Origin of the sequence: Acidovorax sp. GBBC 1281 (assembly GCF_028473645.1) — a bacterium.
Classification (GTDB): Bacteria; Pseudomonadota; Gammaproteobacteria; order Burkholderiales; family Burkholderiaceae_C; genus Paracidovorax.
The window spans coordinates 5,267,934-5,291,952 of the sequence record NZ_CP097269.1 but is presented as its reverse complement, the minus strand read 5'-3'; the positions used below and the strand labels follow the sequence as shown (position 1 = coordinate 5,291,952).

Annotated in this window: 21 protein-coding genes, 2 pseudogenes and 1 other annotated feature; of the genes and pseudogenes, 9 read left to right on the top strand and 14 right to left on the bottom strand. The window is 62.0% G+C overall.

Annotated features, from left to right (window positions below):
* Positions 1–655 precede the first annotated feature (655 nt).
* From M5C96_RS24870 to M5C96_RS24845, 6 genes are all read right to left on the bottom strand, one after another.
* Positions 656–1,396 carry a DNA/RNA non-specific endonuclease gene (locus M5C96_RS24870; protein WP_442867410.1) on the bottom strand — a complete coding sequence of 247 codons (741 nt, stop codon included), beginning with the start codon at positions 1,394–1,396 and terminating at the stop codon, positions 656–658.
* Between the two features lie 191 nt (positions 1,397–1,587).
* A complete protein-coding gene (locus tag M5C96_RS24865) occupies positions 1,588–2,184 on the bottom strand; it encodes an alpha-ketoglutarate-dependent dioxygenase AlkB (protein ID WP_272565980.1) in 597 nt (198 codons plus the stop codon).
* A 10-nt stretch (positions 2,185–2,194) separates the two neighbouring features.
* Positions 2,195–5,317: an error-prone DNA polymerase gene (locus M5C96_RS24860; RefSeq protein WP_272565979.1), complete on the bottom strand. Its 3,123-nt coding sequence runs from the start codon at positions 5,315–5,317 to the stop codon at positions 2,195–2,197.
* Positions 5,318–5,326: 9 nt separating this feature from the next.
* Positions 5,327–6,676 (bottom strand): Y-family DNA polymerase, encoded by a 1,350-nt coding sequence (locus M5C96_RS24855; protein WP_272565977.1) that lies wholly within the window; start codon positions 6,674–6,676, stop codon positions 5,327–5,329.
* The gene (gene imuA / locus M5C96_RS24850) at positions 6,615–7,409 is read right to left on the bottom strand and encodes a translesion DNA synthesis-associated protein ImuA (RefSeq protein WP_272565975.1); all 795 of its coding nucleotides are present in this window, start codon (positions 7,407–7,409) and stop codon (positions 6,615–6,617) included. Before imuA ends, M5C96_RS24855 begins: the two co-directional genes overlap by 62 nt.
* Positions 7,410–8,075: 666 nt before the next feature.
* Positions 8,076–8,543, bottom strand: coding sequence for a hypothetical protein (locus M5C96_RS24845; protein ID WP_272565974.1), 468 nt, complete (start codon positions 8,541–8,543; stop codon positions 8,076–8,078).
* A 1,225-nt stretch (positions 8,544–9,768) separates the two neighbouring features.
* On the opposite strand from M5C96_RS24845, the gene M5C96_RS24840 reads away from it, so the two are divergent.
* A complete protein-coding gene (locus M5C96_RS24840) occupies positions 9,769–10,863 on the top strand; it encodes an IS630 family transposase (RefSeq protein WP_272563777.1) in 1,095 nt (364 codons plus the stop codon).
* Positions 10,864–10,869: 6 nt separating this feature from the next.
* Here M5C96_RS24840 and M5C96_RS24835 read toward each other — a convergent pair whose 3' ends face one another.
* The 4 genes from M5C96_RS24835 to M5C96_RS24820 form a co-directional block, all read right to left on the bottom strand.
* A complete protein-coding gene (locus tag M5C96_RS24835; protein ID WP_272565972.1) occupies positions 10,870–11,226 on the bottom strand; it encodes a hypothetical protein in 357 nt (118 codons plus the stop codon).
* A 34-nt stretch (positions 11,227–11,260) separates the two neighbouring features.
* The gene (locus M5C96_RS24830; RefSeq protein WP_272565970.1) at positions 11,261–11,596 is read right to left on the bottom strand and encodes a hypothetical protein; all 336 of its coding nucleotides are present in this window, start codon (positions 11,594–11,596) and stop codon (positions 11,261–11,263) included.
* Between the two features lie 241 nt (positions 11,597–11,837).
* Positions 11,838–12,155, bottom strand: coding sequence for a DUF4124 domain-containing protein (locus M5C96_RS24825; protein WP_272565968.1), 318 nt, complete (start codon positions 12,153–12,155; stop codon positions 11,838–11,840).
* Positions 12,156–12,349: 194 nt separating this feature from the next.
* Positions 12,350–12,970: a hypothetical protein gene (locus M5C96_RS24820; RefSeq protein ID WP_272565966.1), complete on the bottom strand. Its 621-nt coding sequence runs from the start codon at positions 12,968–12,970 to the stop codon at positions 12,350–12,352.
* A 245-nt stretch (positions 12,971–13,215) separates the two neighbouring features.
* Here M5C96_RS24820 and M5C96_RS24815 point away from each other — a divergent pair, with 245 nt between their 5' ends.
* Complete coding sequence (locus tag M5C96_RS24815) at positions 13,216–14,337, top strand: hypothetical protein (RefSeq protein WP_272565965.1); 1,122 nt, start codon at positions 13,216–13,218, stop codon at positions 14,335–14,337.
* Positions 14,338–14,349: 12 nt separating this feature from the next.
* Here M5C96_RS24815 and M5C96_RS24810 read toward each other — a convergent pair whose 3' ends face one another.
* Together M5C96_RS24810 and M5C96_RS24805 are read right to left on the bottom strand one after the other, a co-directional pair.
* Entirely contained in the window at positions 14,350–14,607 is a 258-nt protein-coding gene (locus M5C96_RS24810; protein ID WP_272565964.1) for a hypothetical protein, read from the bottom strand.
* A 160-nt stretch (positions 14,608–14,767) separates the two neighbouring features.
* Positions 14,768–15,319 carry a hypothetical protein gene (locus M5C96_RS24805; RefSeq protein WP_272565963.1) on the bottom strand — a complete coding sequence of 184 codons (552 nt, stop codon included), beginning with the start codon at positions 15,317–15,319 and terminating at the stop codon, positions 14,768–14,770.
* 76 nt (positions 15,320–15,395) lie between these two features.
* On the opposite strand from M5C96_RS24805, the gene M5C96_RS24800 reads away from it, so the two are divergent.
* Positions 15,396–15,716: a helix-turn-helix domain-containing protein gene (locus tag M5C96_RS24800; RefSeq protein WP_284428134.1), complete on the top strand. Its 321-nt coding sequence runs from the start codon at positions 15,396–15,398 to the stop codon at positions 15,714–15,716.
* A gap of 173 nt (positions 15,717–15,889) precedes the next feature.
* Complete coding sequence (locus tag M5C96_RS24795; protein ID WP_272565962.1) at positions 15,890–16,405, top strand: hypothetical protein; 516 nt, start codon at positions 15,890–15,892, stop codon at positions 16,403–16,405.
* Positions 16,406–16,578: 173 nt separating this feature from the next.
* Here the strand turns inward: M5C96_RS24795 and M5C96_RS24790 are convergent.
* Both M5C96_RS24790 and M5C96_RS24785 read right to left on the bottom strand, forming a co-directional pair.
* A pseudogene (locus M5C96_RS24790) lies at positions 16,579–17,164 on the bottom strand (IS3 family transposase); the annotation flags it as partial.
* Positions 16,792–16,908 (bottom strand) — a sequence feature (AL1L pseudoknot). (Overlaps the previous pseudogene by 117 nt.)
* Positions 17,165–17,267: 103 nt before the next feature.
* Positions 17,268–18,146, bottom strand: a pseudogene (locus tag M5C96_RS24785) (YifB family Mg chelatase-like AAA ATPase); the annotation flags it as partial.
* 518 nt (positions 18,147–18,664) lie between these two features.
* Between M5C96_RS24785 and M5C96_RS24780 the strand changes: the two are divergent.
* The 5 genes from M5C96_RS24780 to amt all read left to right on the top strand — a co-directional run bounded on the left by M5C96_RS24780 (position 18,665) and on the right by amt (position 23,847).
* Positions 18,665–19,327, top strand: a complete 663-nt coding sequence (locus M5C96_RS24780) for a carbonic anhydrase (protein ID WP_272565961.1) — start codon at positions 18,665–18,667, stop codon at positions 19,325–19,327.
* Between the two features lie 18 nt (positions 19,328–19,345).
* Complete coding sequence (locus M5C96_RS24775; RefSeq protein WP_272565960.1) at positions 19,346–20,959, top strand: SulP family inorganic anion transporter; 1,614 nt, start codon at positions 19,346–19,348, stop codon at positions 20,957–20,959.
* A gap of 298 nt (positions 20,960–21,257) precedes the next feature.
* Complete coding sequence (locus M5C96_RS24770) at positions 21,258–21,986, top strand: TorF family putative porin (protein ID WP_272565959.1); 729 nt, start codon at positions 21,258–21,260, stop codon at positions 21,984–21,986.
* Between the two features lie 42 nt (positions 21,987–22,028).
* Positions 22,029–22,367 (top strand): P-II family nitrogen regulator, encoded by a 339-nt coding sequence (glnK, locus tag M5C96_RS24765; protein ID WP_092744562.1) that lies wholly within the window; start codon positions 22,029–22,031, stop codon positions 22,365–22,367.
* A gap of 46 nt (positions 22,368–22,413) precedes the next feature.
* Complete coding sequence (gene amt / locus M5C96_RS24760; protein ID WP_272565958.1) at positions 22,414–23,847, top strand: ammonium transporter; 1,434 nt, start codon at positions 22,414–22,416, stop codon at positions 23,845–23,847.
* Positions 23,848–24,019: the final 172 nt, after the last annotated feature.

Genomic DNA, 24,019 nt, shown 5'->3' with positions numbered 1-24,019 from the left:
GCTCATTCCGTCGCTCGGGCCCGCAGCGCCTCCTACAACTCCGCAGGTCCCAAAAGAATGTCGCGCAGCCCTTCTCGCTGGGACCCTCGCTGAGCCAAGCGCCTGCGAGCTCATCATCGGGTGAGCTTAAAAGGCATCCATGATGGCTCCATCAGCGCCTTGCTGAGTGAGAACTGCTCCTCGATGATGTTACCGTCGTCGGACAGCTTAAGAAGGACAGCGCTGCTCAGGTCTTCGCGAAGCTGCTGGTGGGGAATGGGTCTGTCCGGCCCCCCGATGGCCAGTTCAAATTCCCCCAGGCAAGACAGCCGGATGATGACGTTTCAGTGCTACTGACGATGCATCTGGCAACGTCCTTGAGCCGCTAGCTCTTGCCCTCTAACTCCAGCATGCTGCAGCGGTGTATGAGGCAGTCCAGGATGGTGGCTGCCATGGTGGCGTCGCCCAGATACGCTCGTTGACGAACACACTAGACGTTGGGCTGCCATCAAGGCTGTACCGGTAGTTTCCGAGGGAGATGAATTTCCTTTGTGTGCCGAGATTCCAGGAAGCCGCCTGTCACCAATGACGGTTCCTGGCCGATAGTACGCGTTCGGCGACGAAGAGCGGATGACTGCAATCGCTGCAAAGCAGCCTCCTAGGGTGCACTCCAAGATCAGTGCTGCATTGCCATCCTCGGCAGAAACTCCACCCCGGTCCGCTTGACCAGTTCCTGATAGCTGATGGGCTGGCCAACCGATTCTCCTGCCTTGTTTTGCTGCCAATGCGCCCAAGCCCGCTGCGTGGTCGCGTCATAAACCAGCTTGTAAAGGTACGTTGGTACTTTCACCTGATTCGCACCAATCGTTGGACCGCTGTCCGTGAACACTGGCCCCGTGATCACATACACATCCCCTTTGGCCCGCAGCACATAGCGGCGCGTGTCCTGCTCGATCTTGTTCCACGCACCTCCGTTGTGTTGTGAATTCTGAGGAACCATGTTCGCCAGACTGAAGCTCTGCGCCATGCCGGTCGGCGTCGGCATATCGCCTGCGGGCGCCATGTGTCCACGGCTGTACCCCGAGTTCTTGTAGTCCTCTAATTCCGCCCGCTCTCCCCGGGGCAAACGGGCATCCGCAAAGAACCGCTTGGCGCGCTTTTCGTTGGCATCCTCGATGCTCTGGCGATTGAGCCGCTGAGCCACGTAGACAGGTGTCCGCGTCGAGCCGCTGTGCAGCACCGCAAACGCCTCGTAGCAAAGCTCACGCATCTCCCGCCGTGGCTTGATCGCGGGAGGCTTGCCGCCCGCAAAGAACTGCGGACACTGCGCGAAGCTGGTGGGCTGCGGGGTGAGCAGCGCCGCACTGTCGAATTGAGGCGTGCGGGCGGACGAAACACTTGAGAAGGCGCCAACCAATGACAGGACCAGCGCATAAGAAAAACGCACTCGGGGCGACCAAAAAAATTTCAGAATCACTGCGATCAGGCTGCAAAAAAATGGGACTGCCGATTGGAGCATTCGACGGCTTTGTTTCCGAAGTCCGGAGGCCGAATGCGCTGGGTTTTACAGGTGCTTTCACACAGGGGTGCTGCGATGGAGATCTGTGTTCAACTGCCGTTACCGCCTCGATTCATCCGCGTGCGAAACGTGATCGACCAGCGGAGCTCTGTTGTCGGTGGCACGCTGTGCTGCCAACCCCACCGTGCCTCGCCCGCCATCTTGTAGATTGATCGCGGCGCCACATCCAACTGCACGACCTTGCGTGTCGCAGGATCGTCGGGATACGGCCTGAACCGCAGCAGCGCGTGCCCGCCAAGCGACACTCCGACGATGGTCTCGAAGTCCGGTACATCGCGGTGCCAGCCCAGCGGCGTGCCGGGTGCATATTCGGCGACCAGCGCGTGCACCAGATCCTGTGGTGCGACGCCGGCCCACTGCGCTACTTGGTCCCGCAACGGGTGAAGCCGGGGATCGAGGTCCACACCCGGCAGCAGCCGGTTGGCATCGAAGTCGTACGAGCCACCAAAACTCGTCACCCGGCGCCGCGCGAGGTACTGCTTGTATTGCGCCGCATGCAGCGGCAGCGACCGGATGGTGGCGATCAATGCCTGCTCTTGCTCCTCGCTCAGAAACTGCGTCTGATAGACCAGCCCTTGGATGGAGGACTCGATGGGAGCCTCGCCAAACAGATGCGCCTGCATCATCACTTGTTCCTCATTTGAAATCCCGGCTCTCGGTGGCCAGCCGTCCGAGCAGCGGCGACAGATCCGCGAGCCGGTCTGCCACCAGATTGCACACCTCGCCCTCGCGTTGCCAGCGGCCCTTCACGGCCAGCAATCTGGAGCCCAGCAGCACCTCGCGCTGCGCGTCCCGCACGCCGCGCCAGACGATGACCTGCGTGGCGCCGTGTTCGTCATCCAGGGACACGAAGATCGTCCCCTTGGCGGTTTCCGGTTGCTGGCGCAGTGTCACGATCCCAGCCGTACGGACCACACGACCGTTCGGGATGCGCCGCAGTTCCGCAGAAGTCTTCAGCCGGTACTTGTCCAGCTTCTTTCTCAAGAGCGCCATTGGATGGGTGCGCAAGGTCAGGCCCACCGACGCATAGTCCCAGACCACGTCTTCTCCTTCCGGGGCCGCGGGCAGCTCCAGGTAGTCCTCGTCCACGGGCGCGTCCTGCAGCAGCTCGGGCGGAGCGTGCAGCGCAGCGGCATCCCAGACCTGCTGGCGCCGGTGGCCAGACAGCGTGGCGAGTGCCCCCGCTGCGGCCAAGAGCTTCATCTCGTGCTGTTCGAGCCTAGCGCGCCGGGCCAGTTCCTCAGCGCTATCGAACGGGCCCTCGCACCTCGCAGCCATGATGCGCTGCGCACTCGCCGCCTGCAGGCCACGAATCATGTGCAGGCCCAGCCGCACGGCAGGGACGTCCGGCAGGTCCTCCAGCGAGGTTTCTACATCGCTGAACATCACGTCCACCGGCCGCACCTCGACACCATGGCGGCGGGCATCCTGGACCAGCTGGCTCGGGGAGTAAAAGCCCATGGGCTGGCTATTGAGCAGCGCAGCGAGGAACGCGGCCGGTTCATGCCGCTTGATCCAGCATGACGCATAGACCAGCAAGGCGAAGCTGGCCGCATGGCTTTCGGGGAATCCGTACTCCGAGAACCCTTTGATCTGCTCGAAGATCTGCTCGGCAAACGCTCGTTCGTATCCTCGCGACGTCATGCCGTCCACGATCTTGTCGTAGTACTTGCCCAGACCCCCTTTGCGCTTCCAGGCCGCCATCGCGCGGCGCAGTCCATCGGCTTCGCCGGGCGTGAAGCCCGCGGCCAGGATGGAGATCTGCATCACTTGCTCCTGGAACACCGGCACCCCCAGCGTGCGGCCGAGCGCCGTCTTGAGCGCCTCGCTGGGATAGGTCACCGGCTCCTTGCCCTGGCGCCGGTTCAAGTACGGATGCACCATACCGCCCTGGATCGGTCCGGGCCGCACGATGGCCACCTCGACCACCAGATCGTAAAAGCAGCGCGGGCGCAGGCGCGGCAGCATGCTCATCTGCGCGCGGCTCTCGATCTGGAACACGCCGATCGTGTCGGCCTTGCAGACCATGTCGTAGGTCTCGCTGTCTTCGGCCGGGATGTCCTGCATCCCCATCACGCAGCCGCGGCGCTGGCCGATCATGTCCAGGGCCCGCCGGATCGCCGACAGCATGCCCAGCGCCAGCACGTCGACCTTCAAAAGGCCTGCTGCATCCAGGTCATCCTTGTCCCATTCGATCACCGTGCGATCGGCCATCGAGGCGTTCTCCACCGGCACCATGCGGCACAGCAGATCCCGCGTCAGCACGAAACCACCCGTGTGCTGCGACAGATGCCGCGGGAACCCCATCAACTGGGTGGTCAGCGTGATGAGCTGGCGAACAGCCAGATCGGTCACCGACATGCCCAGTTCCTCGAACCGCTCCAGCCGGATGTCCTCTCCGTCGAACCACTTCTGACCCTCGGCCAGGGCCTCCACCGTCTCCAGGCTGAATCCCAACGCCTTGCCTACGTCCCGGATCGCCGACTTGGGCCGGTAACTGATCACAGTGGCAGTGAGCGCTGCTCGGTCTCGGCCGTACTTGCCGTACAGGTACTGGATCACCTCTTCGCGCCGCTGGTGCTCGAAATCGATGTCGATGTCCGGTGGCTCATTGCGCTCGCGGCTGATGAAGCGCTCGAACAGCACCGACATGCGCGCAGGGTCCACTTCGGTCACCCCGAGGCAATAGCAGACCACGCTGTTGGCGGCCGAGCCACGCCCCTGGCAGAGGATGTGGCGTGAGCGCGCGAACGCCACGATGTCGTACACCGTCAGAAAATAGTGCTCGTAGCGCAACTCGCAGATCAGGGCCAGCTCATGCTCGATCTGCGATTGCACGGTGACCGGGATGCCAGACAGCCAGCGCCGGCCGGCGCCCTCATAGGTCATTTGTCTCAAATACTGCGCCGCGGTCAGGCCGCGCGGCACCACCTCATCGGGGTACTGGTACTTGAGCTCATCCAGGCTGAAACTGCACCGAGACGCCACGTGCAACGTCTCGGCCAGCAAGTCAGCAGGATAGGTCTGCGCCAGCCGCAGCCGGGTGCGCAGGTGCCGCTCGGCACTGCGCTGCAGGGCGTGTCCGCATTCCGTGAGCGGTTTGCCCACGCGTGTGGCCGTGAGAACGTCCTGCAGCGGCTTCCTGGAGCGCACGTGCATGTGCACATCGCCCACCGCCACCAGCGGCAAGGCCGTCAACTCCGAGAGCCAACGCATGCGGTGCAGCCAAAGCTCATCGTCCAGCTGGCGCAGCTGGTCCACCCCGATCCAGCAGCGGCCCCGAAACTGCTTCAAAGTCCACAACGCCAGCGCTTCCAGTTGCGCATCGCTAGCCTTGCGGTCCGGGCAAAGCAAGGCCAGGCAATCGGCGAGCTCCGCGCCGGTGATCTGGTCCAGCGTGAGGTGATAGGTCCCTTTGCTGGAAGCGCGGCGCAGCTTGGTGATGAACGCGCAGAGGTTGCCGTAGCCGTTGAGGTTCTGCGCAAGCACCACCACCGTGGCCGGCGCCTCGGTGGCACTGCGCGGCTGGATGCAAAACTGCGAGCCCAGGATCAGGGGCAGGCCTGCGGCCTTGGCTGCGACGTGGGCGCGCCCGACCCCTGCCATGCTGCACTCATCGGTGAGGGCCAGGGCCCGGTATCCGAGGTCCCTGGCTCGCTCCACGAGTTCGTCCGGCCAGCTCGCCCCGCGCAGAAAGCTGAAATTCGACAGGCAGCGCAACTCCACATAGTCCGGGATCGCGCGGGTAGGCCGATTCATCGTTCGCCCTCACGCGAAGTGACCGTGGAGAAACCACGCCGTCTGGTCACCGGCCAGGCGCTGCTGGAATACCCACAGAACGCCAGCGTGCGGGCTCAGCGCGAGCCAGTAGTCACGCTGCACGTGCAACGGCTTCGCGTCTTGGCCGCCTCCGCTCGCACCACCGCCTTCACCTGCCTCGCCGCGGTGCCACCAGCCACCTTCGACCCGGTCGGGCCCGAGCAAGAGTTGTAGAGGGCCTTGGTAGATGGGGCGGTTGTCGCGCTCGATCAAGCGCAGTGGTTCCTCCAGCACCCAGGTGGGCAGCGGCAACCCGTACGAAGGCTCCGTCGCCTTGCGGCGTTTGAGCACACCGCTCTCCCAGCACTGCATCCACTCCAGCCGGTGGTCTTCGCACAGGATCGGTCGGCGGACGCAGCCCTCTCCCAAGCGGGCCTGGATGCGTTCGAGCGTGAGGTCGGTGCTGCTGCCCTTGCGTATCGTATCCGGGATCAGCGATCGGCTTTCTTCGACAATGGGCGCCACCTCCGAGACCAGCAACTCGATGTCGCCGGCAGGCGCCAGCAGTGGCACCTTGGCCAGGTGCTCAGCCAGCAGGCGGGAGAAGTGTTCCACATGCTGGGTGGGGTGCGCCGTGCGGACGGTGAGCTCGCCACCCGTGCCTGCATCCTTGGCGCGCATCACGTCGTGGCACCAGCGCAGCGTAAAGGCCGTGGCGCCCAATCGCCTTGCCGCGAGCCATCCGGCCATCTGCAAGAGCAGGCGCCGCGCGCCGAACAGCAAGGCCGGTGCAGTCTCCACGCGCGACATCAACTCCAGCCTGGCGTGAAAGGTCTCGGGCAGTGTGATCCAGTCGTACACCTCGGGCCGCAGCCCGTACGCCTGGTCCATAGCCTGCAGCAAGGCTTTATGAAAGCGGCGGCTCAGGCCGCCCCGAGGCAAGGCCCGAACATCCCCGAGCGTGAGGCAACCGATCCGCGCCAAGGTGGCATGGTGCGCAGCCACTGCCGTGATCGCGGCCAGCGGCAGTGGATCCAGCCACTGGGCCAGCGGAGCGCGAAACCCGTCACAGTCTTCGGGGGTTGAGGCATGGTGCACCAGCGCCACCGCGGCGGTGCCAGTGGGCGCCCAGGCGATGCGGGCGCCGAGTTCCATGGCGCCTGCCTCCACGAGATCGTGCAATGGCTGCATCCCGCTAAAAAGCCGCGCGCTGGCCGACACCTCTGCGACGACGCAATCCTCCAGCAATGCCACCCGGGGAGTGAACTGCAAGGCCCAGATGCCGAGAGCAGTCACATCAATGGGCGATGGACTGGCGGGCAAAGGGATCGGGAGCAACGCGGCCCAATGCCCGAGCATCGGAGGCCTCCTTGTGGGAGCGTGCCACAGGGATCGCCTGCGGGACCCTCAATCGCGGCGGGATGACTGCCGCCAAGCTGGCAGGCATGGCCTCCAGATACAAGGCGTCCTCCAGCGACCCGCCACGCCGCTTGGGGATGCGCACTTCCAGCTGCCAGCCAGGAGCGAGCGACACTGCGACCCGCAGCGGAGCGGGCGAGGCATCATTCAAAGCGGTGATGGGGCGAAGCAGAAACACCGGGGCGTCGCAGGACTGGGCGTGGATCTGCAGGCGCCGGATCTGCTCTGGCCGGGCTTGAGGCAACCATGCCAATACGGCACCGGCAGGGTCGGACTTGACGAGTTGCTCAGTGATCCAGAGGCGGTCTACCGGGGCGCTGGCATGGATCCAGACGACCTGGTCGGGCGCCAGGCCGAGTTGTACCAATCCGCCCACGTGCGGCTGCTTCGGGGGCGCAACCAGGTAGACACGCCCACCGGCATTGAGGAACGAAGGGACCGATGGACCCAGCAGGCGCCACTCGCATAGAGCCGCCTGGGGGATGAGCAGCTCGGTCAGGGTGTGGGTCGGCCAGCCACCTCCGGGGAGCTGGGCATCAAGGGCGGCAAAGCCCGTCGGGACCGTGCGGGAGACCGAACTGCCGACTTCCGCACCGCGCCACACCGCCTCGGCCACGTGGCGCGGGAGTGCATCTAGACCGAAGGCACCAGGGACGGAGGCAGGCACTGGCATGGGTGGGACACCGGATAAGCATCGCAAATACTGTATGAAAGCACAGTATATGGGTGCGACCGCAATTCCGGTAGTCCAGCCTTGCGCCGTCAACCACCCTGGCGTGGAATTCGCTCAGAATGGCTGAGGCGCATAGACATCAAACAGGGGGGCGGATGGCCGGAAAATTCATGGGGCGTGACGCGATGATCAGCACCATCAAGAGCGCTGAGAGGACCAATGCCATGCAAAAGCGCAATGGCACGAATCACCCGGTATACGCGGTGGTCTGCGGGTGCTCGGATCCGCATTGCGGGGCGTTTCACAGAGCGGTGGTGGCGCGGACACTGCCTACCCCAGAAGAGGCGGACGCGACGCTCAAAACGGCGAAGTTAGCGAAGCGAAGTGTCCCTGCTCAGGACAAAGCAGGTCCACCGGGGGATAGCTAACGATCACAGCCCAATGCGGCTTGACTTCAATCTCGGTGTCAGGGCAACGCATAAACGGCCGATTACGAATCGCGGTTCTTCTTGACGCACTTATGCATGATACGGTTTCACAACTGACGATAGCGGGCTGCAGACGGCCAGGAGCAGCCAGTCATTGCAAATGAAAGCGGACGTTCAGCGTTCCAGATCAAGGTGCGGCGAAGCAGTCCGCTGAAGCGAAAGGTTAAACGGCACCACATCAAAAAACGCCAGCATCGCCGCGCTCAAAGGCTTGTCTCCACTGACGGTACCCGCCAAGTTCAAGATCCTGAACTGGGCTGTGCCCGACGAGCGTTTGTCCCGCAGCCGCTCCCGGGGAGCGATTTGGAGTGTGCCCCATCTTCACCTTCCACTTGCCCGCCTTTGCTGCAGCACTCGCGTCCTCGAAGGATTTGAACTCGCTCTCTCCATATGCCGCACTAATGATCAGCAGAAAGTCATCCTCGGTTGCTACAAACTTCTGACCCTGAATGTTAATAGCCGAGCCTTTCCTGAAATCAAAGCGATCGACCTTTAGAATTTTGTTGACAGAGAACATCCCGTCTTGCCGCTTGCTTACGAGCAAGTCCCCTTCCTTGAACGGGAAGGTTTTGTATTCGGGCGGGAAGAAATTTCCAGCATGAGCAGACATAGATAAAAGGAAAAAGAGGTAGATGAAGTAGCGCATTGGTGCTAATGACGTTCAACGTGATTTAGACCTCAAACCTGGCGGATAAACTGAATCGGGCGGCATAGCCTGAACACCGATTCCACTTGAAAGTGGCTTGCGTATAGCTGCCCCATAGTTTGGCAGATGTCTGCCACTAGGCGCGCCTCAATGCTATCCTCGATGTCGCCTGTGGGCCCAAAGCGGCCTGTCACCAAAAACGTTTGTTTTGTCTCTTTACCCAAATGACACGGCGTATCGCAAAGGTCCAAAACAGGGTGGCGACTCCAAGCCACAAGCACACAAAGAGCCAGTACAACATTGGCTCTTCAAAGCTTCGGACGAGATTCGAATTGTGCTTCGCCATTGTGGGCACCACGCCCGTTCCAAGGCCATAAAGGCCAACAAATAGAGGCACGAGCCCTGCCGCGAAAAAAGCGACTGTCGCCAGGGTTTGCAGGCGAGGGGCCCACTTCTCATGCCATCGAAAGCAGGCAGCAAGGTCGTTGTACTGAGCCGGCTTTTTCATAGAAGGTAGGTGTCCGCTGTTGGCCGACTGTGGCCGAAAGCTAGGCTGCTCCATTCGGTCGTTCTGAAGCTTCCTAGTTCGGCTACAAGGCTCTTCTGCGCTCGATGTTAGGATTGTGAGGTAGGCAATTTCCAACGCCTGACGCGCAGTATTTTTTACCAGTGTCGGTGAACAATTCCAGGGTTGATCGGAATCTCGTCCCAGCCTCTGAATTGCCCACTGCACGCATCCCATTCCTCGCCTCAAAATCAAGAGCCAACAAACCAGATACAAGCCAATTCTTTGGAAATCTATGTCCAGCCATGAGAGCCGATAGAACCTGTGAATATGATTGCTCCCAATCTGAGGTTGGCTCTGCACTGGGGAGCATGGCGTATGGCCAAATTCTTAGGTTCAAAGTGTTGAAATCGTTCTGCTCGCATAAGAGACGCAATTTCCCCACCGCCCAGTATCCGGCAGCGTCATTGTTTCGACTTAAAAACCAATGCACGAAGTCGTTGGCTACACCTTGCAATTCAGCGCGACGTGGCATGTGAGGGATTACAGCAGCGGTTTTTGAGTAACCGGGGTGGAAGGGCAAGCGTCTGCTTCTAGCCGGGTTCGGCCTGCGGAATGTATCGTAACGGGCCTGAGCTTATGTCCCGTAGCTAGTGTCCTGTCCCGTTAATTCGCAGGCACGATAGCTGCATGGTTTCGGGCCATCCTTGAGGTGCCGCCATGCCCAATGCAACGACCCGAACAGAAATTGCGCTTAGTGAAGTGGAGCGCGCGGAACTGACGTCCATGGCGCGATCACGTTCGCTGCCAGCGGCGTTGTCGCTCAGGGCGCGCATCGTGCTGACTTGCGAAGGCACAGATAAAGCCAGCACCGCGGTTGCGCAGGCTCTGGGGATCAGTCGTAGCACTGTCACCAAGTGGCGCGGGCGCTATGCGCGCCATCGCATTGCAGGGCTTTACGACGAGTTGCGCCCGGGTCGCCCCCGCACGGTAGATGACGAGCGTGTTGCTGAGTTGATTACCAAGACGTTGCACACCAAGCCTGCTGATGGGGGTACCCACTGGAGCACCCGCACGCTGGCCGCCGATACGGGCATCAGCAAGAGCACGGTGGCGCGCTATCTGCAGACCTTCAACCTCAAGCCGCACCGGGCCGACAGCTTCAAGCTGTCGACCGATCCGCTGTTCATCGAGAAGCTGCGCGACGTTGTGGGGCTGTACCTGAACCCACCTGACAACGCGCTGGTGCTGTGCGTGGACGAGAAGAGCCAATGCCAAGCTTTGGAGCGTACGCAGCCGATGCTGCCAATGGGGTTTGGCTATGTCGAAGGTGTCACGCACGACTACGTGCGCCACGGCACCACCACCTTGTTCGCGGCCCTGAACGTGATGAATGGCCAAGTGATCGCGCAGTGCCGGCCCCGGCATCGTCATCAAGAGTTCCTTGCCTTCCTGCGCGCCATCGACAAGGCAGTGCCCGACGAACTGGATGTGCACTGCATAGCTGATAACTACGCCAGCCACAAGCATCCAAAGGTGCGCGCTTGGTTGGCCGAGCGGCCTCGCTGGCACATGCACTTCGTTCCGACCTATTCAAGCTGGCTCAATCAGGTCGAGCGCTTCTTCTCGATCATCACCACGCGGGCAATCCGCCGTGGCTCGTTCACCAGCGTGAAGGATCTGATCAACAAGATCGACACATTCATCGCGAATTACAACCAGTCCTGCCAGCCGTTTACTTGGACAGCTACAGCAGACTCCATCCTCGAAAAACTCGCCAGACTATGCGGGCGAATTAACGGGACAGGACACTAGCGCTACTCAAGCAAACCGGTAGAACTCCCTGTTCTCCCAATCAGGCTCGAAAGCGGCAAGCACCTTCGCGTGTTCCGAACCTGTTGCGATGGGAGAATCGAGCGTCCTCAGATCCATCTCGATAGCCAAACGTACGCCTTCCCACCGAAGCAGGTGCATCAGGTAAGCAAGAGGCTCACTGCTAACCTGTTTTGTTCGAAAAAGGTCTACGAGAAGCTGCTCTATGTCCTGCTGATCCTGCGGCGTGGATTTGATAACGTTCAGGCAGCGCCGATAAATCGATTCGGCCAAGTCAAATGAGAACTCAGTGTTGAGTAGACGCTCAGCCTTCAGTAGCTCGTCTCGTATCTGCGATGCACTCACGTTCCTCACTCCCTCGATGTCCGCTTCTGGCCGGCTAAAGCCGCTCGATGGAGCGTGCCAATATCTCGGCGGGAAACGCTGAGAAATGGCCACACCCTCCGAGCTTTTCATCGGGACCTAGCAAGGTGCCAAGTACCGTGACACGCTTTCCGTGCCATCGCCGAAGCTGCTCTTTGTTGAACTCAAGGGAGCCTGACCCGACGCTTAGCCACACGCTCGATGGCTCGAGCGGCCCATCGTCTTCTGCATTGCGGCGCTCTGACTTTGGCAAATGGTCTAGGGCCGTCCGCTCGAACTCGAAGCACAGGATGCCCACCAAGGCGATGTTCTGGCCCACCAAGGTCGCCAGTCCATCAAGCGCGGCGTTCACGGAAAGCGCAGATTTCATCGAAGTTGGAAGCTGAGGTTGAAAGTTTGGGTTTGCAATGCAGAAGCACTCCCAGTGATGTTCTTTATTGTCTGCTCTCGATCGCAGCAGTAGCTCAATGAATGCGTGTTGAGCGGCAGCAACCAGCCTGGAGCTGACTTCGCATCAATCTACAGAATCACCTTAGACAGTGCCTAACGAGGCGCACCACACTTGAAACGAATACGCCCATCGACATCCGTATTCAGCACTTAAGCCAATAAAACTCTTGCCGGGCCTTATATAGCTCTGCCTCAGCGCGAAATCTCATCTCTCGATTGGCCGCAGCAGCACGACTTTCCAACTCAGGCAGCTGAAGGTCCGAAGACCTGCACTGCAACTTCTCTGCGGATGAAAGCCTGAACCTTCGGCGTTCCACATCCATTTGTTCGTGCGACATGCCAGTCAGAGGGCGGAAGCCATCGTCGAGCAGCTTGCGGTGCTCCTCACGCTGAACCTCGGCGCCTTTTCGAGTGACGCCAGTCATTTTGTTCACACCTTGGGTTGGGGTGGCATCGATCACCTTTGCTCCCACGCAAGGCTCATGCGAGTACCCCACCTTCCCGTTTTGCTCACATCGATAAACCGCCTGCTGCCCCTGTGCGGCCAGGGGCAACAGGGCGAGCCATAGAAGTCTTTGCACTTTTGTTCCCTCCCCCGACCATTGTGCAGAAGATCTTCACCATGCTTGCAAAGCTGTTCGGGTTGCAAGCCCAGTCACTTCAAACGGTATTGCCCACGCGCACCTTCCTTCAAACGGCCCATTTGCTTCAGCCGATGGATCGCGACAGCGATTGAGCCTTTCGGAATGCCCGCACCTTCTGCGATCGAGGCTTGCGTCATCTGTGACCAGGCGCTGCGAGTCAGTACTCGCTCGAGGTAAGTTAAGACCTTGTCGTCGTTGGAACTGAGAGATTGGGCATTGGGCACTCCAGATGACTGGGTCTTGGTTTTGGTTTTGGAACTGGCCCTGACGCCTTTGACTGGAGTGGGCTTGACGACTGCGTCCTCTGCCTGGGCCTGCTGACCAGGCGAAATCTGAGGTGATCTCCGCAGCGGCAAAGCCTGCAGCAATTGCAAGTCATTCTGAGCCAAAGAGGCGGCAGTTTGATAAGCCGTGCGAAGTTGTTCTTCGATGGCTTGGAGTTCGTGGGACAGGCGGGCCACGGTTCGAAGTTGGGCATAGGCGCGGTCAGCCTCAGCACTGAATGGCAGGCTTGCTACGGTATTTACCACGCTCTGGGCACCGGACTGAACCTCCTGAGCCATGGCTTGCTGGGCTGCATAGAGTGATTCACCGGCCTGTTGCAAAAGTGAAAGCGTGGAACGGCTAAGCATGAAGGGCCTCTCAAAAAGCAAAGCACTCACCAGGAGCACACCCTTGGATGGTGCCATAGGGCTTACGGAGCACTGACGCCCGCGCGTCGACTTCTGCGACCATGTCCAAGCGATATGTTGCAGAATGTTCTTCCTAAGCACACAGAGGCAGGGAGGGGAAAATGATCACATTACGTCGCCATCGCGCAACCAGTCTGTTCAGACTTTGCTCGGAGAGAAGCACTTCGGGGCAGGTCTTAAGACAGATGCTGGCAGTGCTGTCAGCGTGCCTTCTTTCCAGTGCTTCCCTTGCATTCCAGATCTCCCCGATGGGCTCCGAGTTCGAGGCGCGGTTGACCAACGAATCCGAAGCATCGCTGGCGCGAACCGCGGACAGCCTAGGCATCATGATCAAAGGCCGGGTTCACGAAGAGATCACTCAGATTGGAATGGGCTGTCCAGTCGATCCATCCAGCTTGGCTTCCGATAAGACCTGTGGTTTGCGAGATCGCCCCTTTGCCTCGGCGTATGTCATCTACGGCGTTCGATGGAACGATCTGCCGCCCTTTCGGCTGTCGCCGGATGAAGGGAATTGCACTTACCTTGGGAAGTCGTGCAATGTGGCGCAGACCATCCGATTCTCTACACAGCCATTGTGTTGGTACTGCCTTTTCAAGGATGCGGAGAAGAAGGCGCAAAGCCGCGCCATCGTGGGATGCAGCAAAGAGAAAGGCGCGCTTCAGGGGAACGTGATGACGCGTTCGCATTTTGGGGATCTGCAATTTCTGCATGCGATGGCGAGCCAGGAAGGCGTGCATCCTGGAGCGACCCGCGCCAAGGTACTCGATTGGCTGGAATTCGCCTGGAAGGCTTCGTCGCGAGAGATTAAGTCCGACACCTTCCTGCGAGACGTTCAGATCCCGACCGTACAAGAACACTTTGGATGCACAGAATGGCGCGTTGTCGACCTCTACATCCTGGGTCAACAAGACAAGCTGGGGCGGTATTTGCACCAGGTGGCCTTTGGTTCGGTGCTCCACACTGTGCAGGATTCGTTTGCTGGAGCCCATGTCTCTCGTGAAGCGCTACTGCCTGGTGGCATGTGCGCAGATACGGCCTATGAGGCCCCGCGCCGGATCGTGGAGTTTCACACCTACGGAGCGCAAGATGGAGCGCTGCACGACGAGCAAGACAGTCGCGAGGCGATGACCAAAGTCAGCGCGGCCGATCGCTGGCCAGATGCCATCGAGGCAACGCGCAATCTGGTGCAGTTCTACGAAGAGCGCGCGGGTTGGACCGATGTCCAGCCCTACATGCAGTGCCTGTTCGAGCTGGCCGATGATCGAAGAGATTCGTCGCCAGGAGCGCCGTACAAGCGATCACCCTGAACTGCGGCGCTCTCACTGAGCGTTGTTGGCCCGTTGATGTGGAACTGCACCCGTTTCATCGGGAATGAACGTTCCATCTTCGAGCAACCGTCCATGGACCACTGAGCCATCGGGAGAGGTCTTCCACGCTCGGTCCGGGTGATTGCCATCGAAGTTGACGAGATGCTGCCCCTGAAGGTGTTTCTTCCGGATCTCTTTACTTTCAGATCCCACCAGCCAGATCAGAGCGTCGATCAAATCCTTCGGTTTCTCTTGCGTCTTGCTGTTCATCACGCTTTCCTCCAGTCGAGAACCAGTGACCCATCAACACAAACGCCTCAGTGCCGAACAGCGTCTGCTGAGCTTGCATCGTTTGGCTCATTAATTGATGGAAAAGCGTAGCGAGCAGACCCGGCAGTGTCCAGAGGGGGGTCAACCGGCAACGTACGTCTCAAACCAGCCGAACCCCGGGAATGCGCTTCAGCGTGGCGGAGCATTGCTCCAACATGTCCAGTTGGTACTGCATGCCTCTGACCATGTTCTTGCCAGTGCGTCGCAATATGACGCCACCGCCGATGATGAGGATGCCCACAAAAACAAGGATGAGCGGAATCCCGATGATGATCATGGCGATGCCGCCCCAATGCATCAGCTTGCCCATCTTGCGGGCCTTCTCGATGTGAGCGACGGTGTCCTGCGACCCGCGCGCCTTCATATCAATTCCAAACGTCGGCTCATTCGGTCTGCCGACCGCGACCAGCACGGTCGCCACATCACCGCTCTGAACATGCTGACCGGATACCAGATGGAAGGAGCAGCCTTCCACGCCCTGGGCTGCCCGCAGCTTGGTCAGTAAATCCGCAAACACCGTGACGTTGCGAACACGCCCAGCATCGCGGAATTCAAGGTAATTGAACTTGGTTGCATCCACATCGCTTGTGGATGTGCCAACTTCCAAGAGCTGGTCGTGTACCACCTGTGGTTGCCAAGGCTTGAGGCTCATTCTTACTCCCGTTCAGATCTCAAATGTACGAATCAGTGTGTGTATCAATGAGTATACATAGCAGAGAGTTCCGGACGTGCCATCGCAGAGCCCGTCCACCCCAGCCAAGAAGCGTCGCGTCGAATTCGACCCGCGCAAGAGCCTGGGCCTGCGTATCAAGGAACTGCGTGTGGAGCACGGTCTCACGCAAGAAGAACTGTCAGATCGCAGTGGACTTTTCCGCACCTACATGAGTCGGATTGAGTCGGGGCAGGCGAATCCGACGCTCACCATGCTTCATCAGATCGCTGGAGCGTTTGCGATCGATGTCAGGGATCTGTTGATCCTTCCCCAAAACCAAAGACCTACCCGTGTTCGGGCGACTGCGACTGTCTCGCGTGGCCGTGTGAACAAGTAGCTCCCGTGTGCTGGCCGAAAAGCTTGGCAGGACTGTTGTCTGAGATGGAGCAGCTGTATGGTTAGAACAGACCGTTGGCGGTCGACCTTGATGTGCTTTCGTCGGCTTGAAAGCTTGCCCCGCTTGCGTCCTCGGGTATCCACGTTGAATTAGTGGTCATGACATGCCGCCCTATGGTCCCATCTGCGTTGCGTTTTATCGCATCCGGGCTTCTGGGTGAGCTTTCAAAAGACGAGCGCTTGTCAGCGACGGAGGGGTTTACTGTCTTGGTGCAGGGTGAACAATTGTCTGTTCCATATCGCGTCTACTACGAACCGACAAACCTCCAATCCGTCATCTCTTGCTCGGGAAGCGACGTTCGATTGCTAGCGCTCTGCCTGGGAACCAGGCACTGGAATGGTTACGTGCGTGAGCACTGCCTGAAACAGATTGTCAGCATTGATCGACCATGGGCTGTACCGTTCGTAGTTCAGCTTTTGGACGAGTACGTGATCGAGATCGTCGAAGTGGCTACAGCGACCCTTTCCCTTGCAGCACCTCAACTGCTGTCTGCGTTCGCTCTGGAAAATCCGCAGTTCATGGCCACGACCGAAAGGCGGGCTATTAGCTACTGGAACTGCTACCACCGTGGGCGCTTTCCAGCTTTGCATTCCTACCCCGCCCTGCAGGCAATCGATGCAATCCGGTAACCAGCAAGAGAGAGGCATCCTCCTAACTTCTGAATAGACGAGGCGGGACGAGACTGCGGAATGCCTGTGAAGCAAGGCCAGTGATGCTTGTGTTGTATCTATCCGGCCATCCGATCTTGCAACCATCGTTGGGCTCCTGCGTCGTCCCCGTGATGGAGGGTCTTGGACACGTTTACACCGAGTTTGTGCATCAGCCGCTCGACTGTGCGACGGGCCACAGTAACGCCTTCGCGGGCCAGTTGCCGCCACACTTTTTCTGCAACGTAGACCTGTATATTGGCTTGCCAGACCCGTTTAGTCTTCGGGCACAGCACCCCGTCACGCCCAGCCCGAGCACAGCGTTTGTGAGGCTCGCACAGCAGCGCCGCACGCCGCCGATACGTCGAAGGGGCAATCTGCAAGATCTTGCAGAGCGGCTCGACCCCAAAGGCAGCGCGATGCTTGTCAATGAAGCCCTTCAGGACTTCAGTCGGCGGTCGAGCTCAACCTGGGCGAAAAACGCGTTGGCCAACTTCAATATCTCGTTAGCCCGGCGCAACTCCTTGGACCCGCTGGGCCTCACTGGTCGTGACTCCTTAACGCATGCCAGCATCGACCTCTGCGCGCTTGACCCATTCGTTCAAGGTCTGCGGCACGCAGCCAATCTTGGGTGCGATGGACTCGATGGCCGCCCACAGCGACGGGTACTCTCCATGGCGCTCTTGCACCATCCTCTGCCCGCTCACGCACCTCGGGCAAAAATTTGTTCGACTTCTTCAAAGCTTCATCCTCAAGAGTTGAAGCCTCTTCAAACTCCGGGGCGATTCAGTGGCGAGTCTCACCTATTGCTGCAACATCTCACTAATTATAGAAACTCACAGCTGCCACCCACCAGTGAAATCGCGCTGCAGGTGTGATGGGGGGACGCGGTTGGCCGAGCACCCCAACTTTCCGGGCCGAAGCGGCCGGCCAGGCTCGCAATGGCAGCGCTCTCCAGCGCCTCGTCCACCGTCATCGGAGGCAGCAGCCCGGCAAAGCGGTGCGCCAGCATCGATTTGCCCGACCCCGGCGGGCCGACCAGCAGCAGACCGTGGCCGCCCGCAGCGGCGATCTCCAGCGCCCGCTTGGCGGCGGCCTGGCCCTTCACGTCGGCCAGATCCGCCTGCGGCGCAGCCGATTGCAGCGGTGACGCCTGCAGCCGCACGAACCCCTCGCCGGCCGGCTCGGCGGGCGCATGGGCGGAGACGGGCAGAAAGTGCTGCACCACGTCGAGCAGGTGGCGCGCCCGGTACACCTCGGTGCCGGGCACCAGGGCGGCTTCCTCCGCGCTGCCGGGCGGCAGCACCATGCGCACGACCACGCCGGCCGAACGCAGGGCCAGGCTGGTGGCGAGCGCGCCGCGCACGGGGCGCAGCTCGCCGGACAGCGACAGCTCCCCCGCGAATTCATGGCCCGCCAAGCGTGCGCTGTCGATCTGCCCGCTGGCCGCCAGAATCCCCAGTGCAATCGGCAGATCGAACCGACCGGAGTCCTTGGGCAGATCGGCCGGCGCAAGATTGACCGTGATTTTCTGGTTGTGCGGAAACTCCAGCCCGGCATTCTGCAGTGCCGAGCGCACGCGTTCCCGCGCCTCCTTCACTTCCACATCCGCCAAACCGACCAGCGTGAAGCTGGGCAATCCGTTGGCCAGATGCACTTCGACCGTCACGCACGGGGCCTGCAGTCCCAGCAATGCCCGGCTCTGCACCAAAGCAAGACCCATGGTTGATTTTCTCCCTCGTTGTAAAGCCGGCTGTTCGCCAGCGCCTGAATTTCGAAGGGCGAGGATATCGGCAATCGCGGCCCGCCCGGCATAGCAGCGGTGGAGAACCAGTGCAGAGGGCGCCCAGGCTGGCCGCGCCGGGGCGCGGGATCGCGCCATCGATCGGCCTCCGCGCGCCGCCGTTGCGGTCCTCTTTTGAATGCCTTGGTTTGCCTGGGTTAATCAGGGCCGGCAAAGCCGGAGATTAATGCCATGGAAAGGTCGGATCAGAAAAGATAAACGGCGGTTTAATAATGTACAACTCCGTACTATATTCGCTTTGAATATTATTTTCACTCGATGGGTTAAATAAAATTTCCTTATGTTGTGAGGGAAAAAAGCATGGCCCCAGGGCCATTGATCGAATCACACGCAAGCAAATGAAACATAAAAACCCCATATTAAAAATGGCGGTGGTTTTTGATTTAGCCTAATACCGTGCTGCACTGCAACATCGAATCAACAACACGGAGGTTTCCATGGACCTGACCACGCGACTCATGCTTCAAAACCGAGCCTGGGCTGACGAAATGACGTCACGCGACCCGGCTTTTTTCGAAAACCTGGTGGCCGGCCAGCAGCCGCGCGTCTTCTGGATCGGGTGCGCCGACAGCCGCGTGCCCGCCGAAAGCATCACCAATGCCCTGCCGGGCGAGCTGTTCGTGCACCGCAGCGTGGCGAACCTGGTCCGTCCGGACGATCCCAACATCATGAGCGCGCTGCAATACGCCCTCGACGTGCTCCAGGTGCGGTACGTGATCGTCTGCGGCCATGAAGGGTGCGGCGGCGTCCGAGCCGCGCTGATGCCGGCCGACAGCGCGATGCCGGCGCGGGGCGACTACCTGGCCGAGCACCTTCGCCCGCTGCGGGCCCTGTACCGCCGCCGTGCGGGCGAGATCGACGGCCAGACCGTCCCCGACCCGGACGATGCCGATGAAGTCGCCGCCCGGGTGGGCCGCTTCGTGGAGCTGAACGTGGCCGATCAGGTGCACACGCTGGCGGCCACGCCCCAGGTGCAGCGCGCCTGGCAGCGGGGGCAGCCCCTGCAGCTGCTGGGCTGGGTCTACGCCTTGCGCGACGGGCGCCTGCGCCAGGTGCTGGACCTCGATGCCAGCAGCATCCAGCTGGCGGCGGCGGCCTGACGCGAAGGAGTGCCCACCATGCAAACCACCCTTCGCAACCCGGGCGGCGCGTCGGCCGCCGGTCTTCTGTCCCACTGGCGCAGCGACGTGCCGGCGGGCGTCGTCGTCTTCCTCGTGGCCTTGCCCTTGTGCCTGGGCATCGCCTTGGCCAGCGGCGTGCCGCTGATGGCGGGGCTCGTCTCCGGCATCGTGGGCGGGCTGGTCGTGGCCTGGCTGTCGGGCTCCCAGCTCAGCGTGAGCGGGCCGGCGGCCGGTCTGGTCGTGATCGTCGTCGATGCGATCGCCAAGCTGGGGAGCTTCGAGGCGTTCCTCGTCGCCGTGATGGTGGCGGGCGCGCTGCAGTGGCTGTTCGGCCGCCTGCAGGCCGGCGATCTGGGCGCCTGCTTTCCCTCGCCGGTCATCAAGGGCATGCTGGCCGCGATCGGGCTGATCCTCATCCTCAAGCAGCTTCCGGTGGCGTTCGGCTTCGTGTCGGGCGAGCAGGCCATGCGCCTGGTGCCCCGCACGATCGACGGCTTCGATGACCTGGGCCGACTGGTCGGCGCCGTCACCGGCAGTGCGGTGATCATCGCCGCCGGTGCGCTGGCCATCCTGTTTGCCTGGGACTCCCCCTGGGCCAAGCGCCTGCCGCTGATCGGCCGGCTGCCCGGGCCGCTGCTGGCGGTGCTCTGGGGCATCGGGTACCAGGCCGTGGCCATGGCCACCGAGCCGTCCGTCGCGCTGCCCGACCACCAGCGCGTGGCCCTGCCCGAAGGCGACGGCCTGGCCGCGCTGTGGTCGCAGCTCGCCTCGCCCGACTGGTCGGCGCTGGCGCGGCCGGAGGTCTACACCATCGCCTTCACCCTCGCCGTCGTGGCCAGCCTGGAAACCCTGCTGAGCCTGGAGGCGGCCGACCGGCTCGATCCCCTCAAGCGCGTGGCGCCGCCCAACCGGGAGCTGCAGGCGCAAGGGGTGGGCAACATGCTGGCCGGCCTGCTGGGGGGGCTGCCGATCACGGCGGTGATCGTGCGCACCTCGGCCAACATCCAGTCCGGTGCGCGCACCCGGCTGTCGGCGGTGTTCCATGGCGTGCTGCTGCTGGCGAGCGTGCTGTTCCTGTCGGAGTTCCTGCAGTGGGTGCCGCTGGCCGCGCTGGCCGCCGTGCTGCTGCACACCGGCTTCAAGCTGGCCAAGCCGGCCATGATCGCGGCGGTCTGGCGCGAGGGCTGGTCGGCGTTCGTGCCGTTCGCGGTGACGGTGGGCGCGATCCTGGCGACCGACCTGCTCATCGGCATCCTCATCGGACTGGCCTGCAGCATGCTCTTCCTGATCCAGGCGAACACGCGCGGCGCGCTGACGATGATCTCCGAGGGCAACGTCCACCTGATCCGGCTCAGCAAGGATGTCTCGTTCTTCAGCAAGGCCACGCTGCGCAACCACCTGAACCGGGTGGAGCCAGGGCATTCGCTGGTCATCGACGGCTGCAACTGCGGCTTCATGGACCGCGACATCCGCGAGGCGCTGGATGATTTCATGGCCCATGCGCAGGAGCGCGGCATTCAGGTCGAACTGCGCTCCATGCCGCAGGCGGCGCCCCCCGCCCCGCCGGACGAGCCTCCGGCGCAGTGGCTCAAGGCCCGTTCGGCGCGCTGACGGCGGGAGCGCTTCCCCCCCAAAACGGCGCGATCGGCCCCGGAGGGGCGGCGGGATGCACCAACGCAGTGTGTCCCGCCGCCCTGTCCCCATGGTGGTGCATGGCCGTGCGATCGCGGCGAATTGTGGCCTGGATGGCACTGCAATGGTGCAAAAAGTAACGCGGGCGCATAGCATGTAACCACTTTCGGCATACCTGCCAGGCCGGCGCCCAGGCCCGGATGGCAACGTGCGAGGGAGATGGCACGGTCCATGCTTGGAGCGTGGACATCCCTAATCAGCCACCCCCGGAGGAACCATGTCCCGTGTATCCATGAAGTCCTTGAGCGTCGCCCTCGTTGCCGCCCTGCCTCTGCTGGCCAGCGCACAACTGACGGGCAACGTCAGCCTGACCACCAACTACAAGTTCCGTGGCCAGGACCAGGACGCCAGCCGGGTCAAGGCCGTCAAGCCCGCCATCCAGGGCGGCTTCGACTACAGCTTCGGCGACAGCGGCTGGTATCTGGGCAACTGGAACTCCAGCGTGGACTGGCTGCCGGGCAACTCCATCGAGATGGATTTCTACGGCGGCTACAAATTCAAGGCCGGCGACGTGGACCTGGACCTGGGCGCGCTGACCTATGCCTACCCCGGCAATTCCGTCGGCAACACCACCGAACTCTACGGCGCGGCCACCTACGGCCCGCTGACGGCGAAGTACTCGCACACCATCTCCAAGGACTACTTCGGCTGGGCTTCCGCCAAGACGACCAGCAACAAGGGCCGCAACACCGGCTACCTGAACCTGGCCTACGCGCAGGAAGTGGCCCCCAAGACGACGCTGAAGGCGTCGGTCGGCTTCACGCGCTTCGCCAGCGACATCAAGGACCTGGGCGTGCCCAACTACATGGACTACAGCGTGGGCGGTGCCTATGACTTCGGTTCGGGCCTGTCCCTGTCGGCCGCCGTGGTGGGCGCCAACAAGAAAGCCTTCTTCGGCCCGGTCAACAAGTCGCGCCTGATCGTCGCGCTCACGAAAACCCTGTAAGACAACGGGCGCCGAGGGGTGCCTCCAATGGAGAAAAGCAACATGAAAATGGTGACAGCCATCATCAAACCCTTCAAGCTCGACGAGGTGCGCGAAGCCCTGTCGGACATCGGGGTCCAAGGGATTACGGTGACCGAGGTCAAGGGCTTCGGCCGCCAGAAGGGCCACACGGAGCTGTACCGCGGCGCCGAATACGTGGTGGACTTCCTCCCCAAGGTGAAGATCGAGGCGGCCGTGTCCGACGAGCTGGTGGACCGCGTCATCGAAGCCATCGAGGGGGCCGCGCGCACCGGCAAGATCGGCGACGGCAAGGTCTTCGTGTGCCACCTGGAGCAGGTCGTCCGCATCCGCACCGGCGAGACCGGCAAGGAAGCCCTGTAAGGCCCGGCCCCCCGCGCCTGTCACCAGACACCCAAGAGAAACTGCCATGAAAAAACTGCTTGCTTCCTCCCTGCTGGGGTTGAGCCTGATGGCCTCCGGCACCGCCGTGCTGGCCCAGACGCCCGCGGCATCCGAACCCGCATCGGCCACGGCACCCGCCGCCGCTCCGGCCGCAGCCCCTGCGCCAGTGGCGGCCGCACCCGCACCGGCGGAAGCCGCCGCGGCCGCAGCGCCCGCCGCCGCCCCCACGCCCAAGCTCGATTCGGGCGACACGGCCTGGATGCTGACCTCCACGCTGCTCGTGATCCTCATGACCATCCCGGGCCTGGCCCTGTTCTACGGCGGCCTGGCCCGCTCCAAGAACATGCTGTCGGTGCTGGTGCAGGTGTTCGTGATCTTCTCGCTGATGAGCGTGCTGTGGGCCGTGTACGGCTACACCCTCACGTTCGGCGGCGAAGGCACGTTCTTCGGCGGCTTCGACAAGATCTTCCTCAAGGGCATCGCGCCGGACACGCTCTCGGGCGCGCTGCCGACCATCCCCGAGTACGTGTTCGTGGCCTTCCAGGGCACCTTCGCGGCCATCACCGTGGCGCTGATCGTGGGCTCGTTCGCCGAACGCATCAAGTTCTCCGCCGTGCTGATCTTCAGCGTGCTGTGGTTCACCTTCAGCTACATCCCCATGGCGCACATGGTGTGGGGCGGCGGCCTGCTGGGCAAGGACGGCGCGCTCGACTTCGCCGGCGGCACCGTGGTGCACATCAACGCCGGGGTCGCCGGCCTGGTGGGCGCCTACATGGTGGGCAAGCGCATCGGCTTCGGCAAGGAAGCGCTCACGCCCCACAGCCTGACGCTGACGATGGTCGGTGCCTCGCTGCTGTGGGTGGGCTGGTTCGGCTTCAACGCCGGCTCCGCCGGTGCCGCCAACGGCGCTGCGGGCCTGGCCTTCATCAACACCGTCCTGGCCACGGCCGCCGCCACGCTGAGCTGGCTGGCCGGCGAGTCGCTGCACAAGGGCAAGGCCTCCATGCTGGGCGCTGCATCGGGTGCCGTAGCGGGCCTGGTGGCCGTCACGCCGGCCGCCGGTTTCGTCGGCCCCATGGGCTCCATCGTGCTCGGCCTGATCGCCGGCGTAGTCTGCCTCTGGGGCGTGGGTGGCCTCAAGAAGATGCTGGGCGCCGACGACGCGTTCGACGTGTTCGGCGTGCACGGCGTGGGCGGCATCATCGGTGCCATCCTGACCGGCGTGTTCGCATCGCAAGGCCTGGGCGGTACGGGTGGCCTGACCCCCGACACGTTCGCCATGGGCGCACAGGTCTGGATCCAGCTCAAGAGCGTGCTGATCACCATCGTGTGGTCCGGCGTCGTGGCCTTCATCGCCTACAAGATCGCCGACCTGCTGGTGGGCCTGCGCGTGCCGGAAGAAGCCGAGCGCGAAGGCCTGGACATCACTTCGCACGGCGAGACCGCCTACAACCGCTGATCGGCTGAGATCCCTGCCGCGGTGACTGGTGGCATCGCGGCGGTGCGACAACAAGCGAGATATTCCTCCTGGACATTGGGCCCGCCGCAAGGTGGGCCTTTTTTTTGGCCCGCGGCCACCGCCCGCGAATAATGGATGGGGCAGACCGGCGCGCCAGCGGTGGCGTGCCCGG

Excerpts from the sequence above, each read along its gene's own strand:
- M5C96_RS24865 (WP_272565980.1), bottom strand. The coding sequence starts at position 2,184 with ATGATGCAGGCGCATCTGTTTGGCGAGGCTCCCATCGAGTCCTCCATC.
- M5C96_RS24860 (WP_272565979.1), bottom strand. The coding sequence starts at position 5,317 with ATGAATCGGCCTACCCGCGCGATCCCGGACTATGTGGAGTTGCGCTGC.
- M5C96_RS24855 (WP_272565977.1), bottom strand. The coding sequence starts at position 6,676 with ATGCTCGGGCATTGGGCCGCGTTGCTCCCGATCCCTTTGCCCGCCAGT.
- imuA (WP_272565975.1), bottom strand. The coding sequence starts at position 7,409 with ATGCCAGTGCCTGCCTCCGTCCCTGGTGCCTTCGGTCTAGATGCACTC.
- M5C96_RS24845 (WP_272565974.1), bottom strand. The coding sequence starts at position 8,543 with ATGCGCTACTTCATCTACCTCTTTTTCCTTTTATCTATGTCTGCTCAT.
- M5C96_RS24840 (WP_272563777.1), top strand. The coding sequence starts at position 9,769 with ATGCCCAATGCAACGACCCGAACAGAAATTGCGCTTAGTGAAGTGGAG.
- M5C96_RS24820 (WP_272565966.1), bottom strand. The coding sequence starts at position 12,970 with ATGCTTAGCCGTTCCACGCTTTCACTTTTGCAACAGGCCGGTGAATCA.
- M5C96_RS24815 (WP_272565965.1), top strand. The coding sequence starts at position 13,216 with ATGCTGGCAGTGCTGTCAGCGTGCCTTCTTTCCAGTGCTTCCCTTGCA.
- M5C96_RS24810 (WP_272565964.1), bottom strand. The coding sequence starts at position 14,607 with ATGAACAGCAAGACGCAAGAGAAACCGAAGGATTTGATCGACGCTCTG.
- M5C96_RS24805 (WP_272565963.1), bottom strand. The coding sequence starts at position 15,319 with ATGAGCCTCAAGCCTTGGCAACCACAGGTGGTACACGACCAGCTCTTG.
- M5C96_RS24795 (WP_272565962.1), top strand. The coding sequence starts at position 15,890 with ATGGTCCCATCTGCGTTGCGTTTTATCGCATCCGGGCTTCTGGGTGAG.
- M5C96_RS24780 (WP_272565961.1), top strand. The coding sequence starts at position 18,665 with ATGGACCTGACCACGCGACTCATGCTTCAAAACCGAGCCTGGGCTGAC.
- M5C96_RS24775 (WP_272565960.1), top strand. The coding sequence starts at position 19,346 with ATGCAAACCACCCTTCGCAACCCGGGCGGCGCGTCGGCCGCCGGTCTT.
- M5C96_RS24770 (WP_272565959.1), top strand. The coding sequence starts at position 21,258 with ATGTCCCGTGTATCCATGAAGTCCTTGAGCGTCGCCCTCGTTGCCGCC.
- glnK (WP_092744562.1), top strand. The coding sequence starts at position 22,029 with ATGAAAATGGTGACAGCCATCATCAAACCCTTCAAGCTCGACGAGGTG.
- amt (WP_272565958.1), top strand. The coding sequence starts at position 22,414 with ATGAAAAAACTGCTTGCTTCCTCCCTGCTGGGGTTGAGCCTGATGGCC.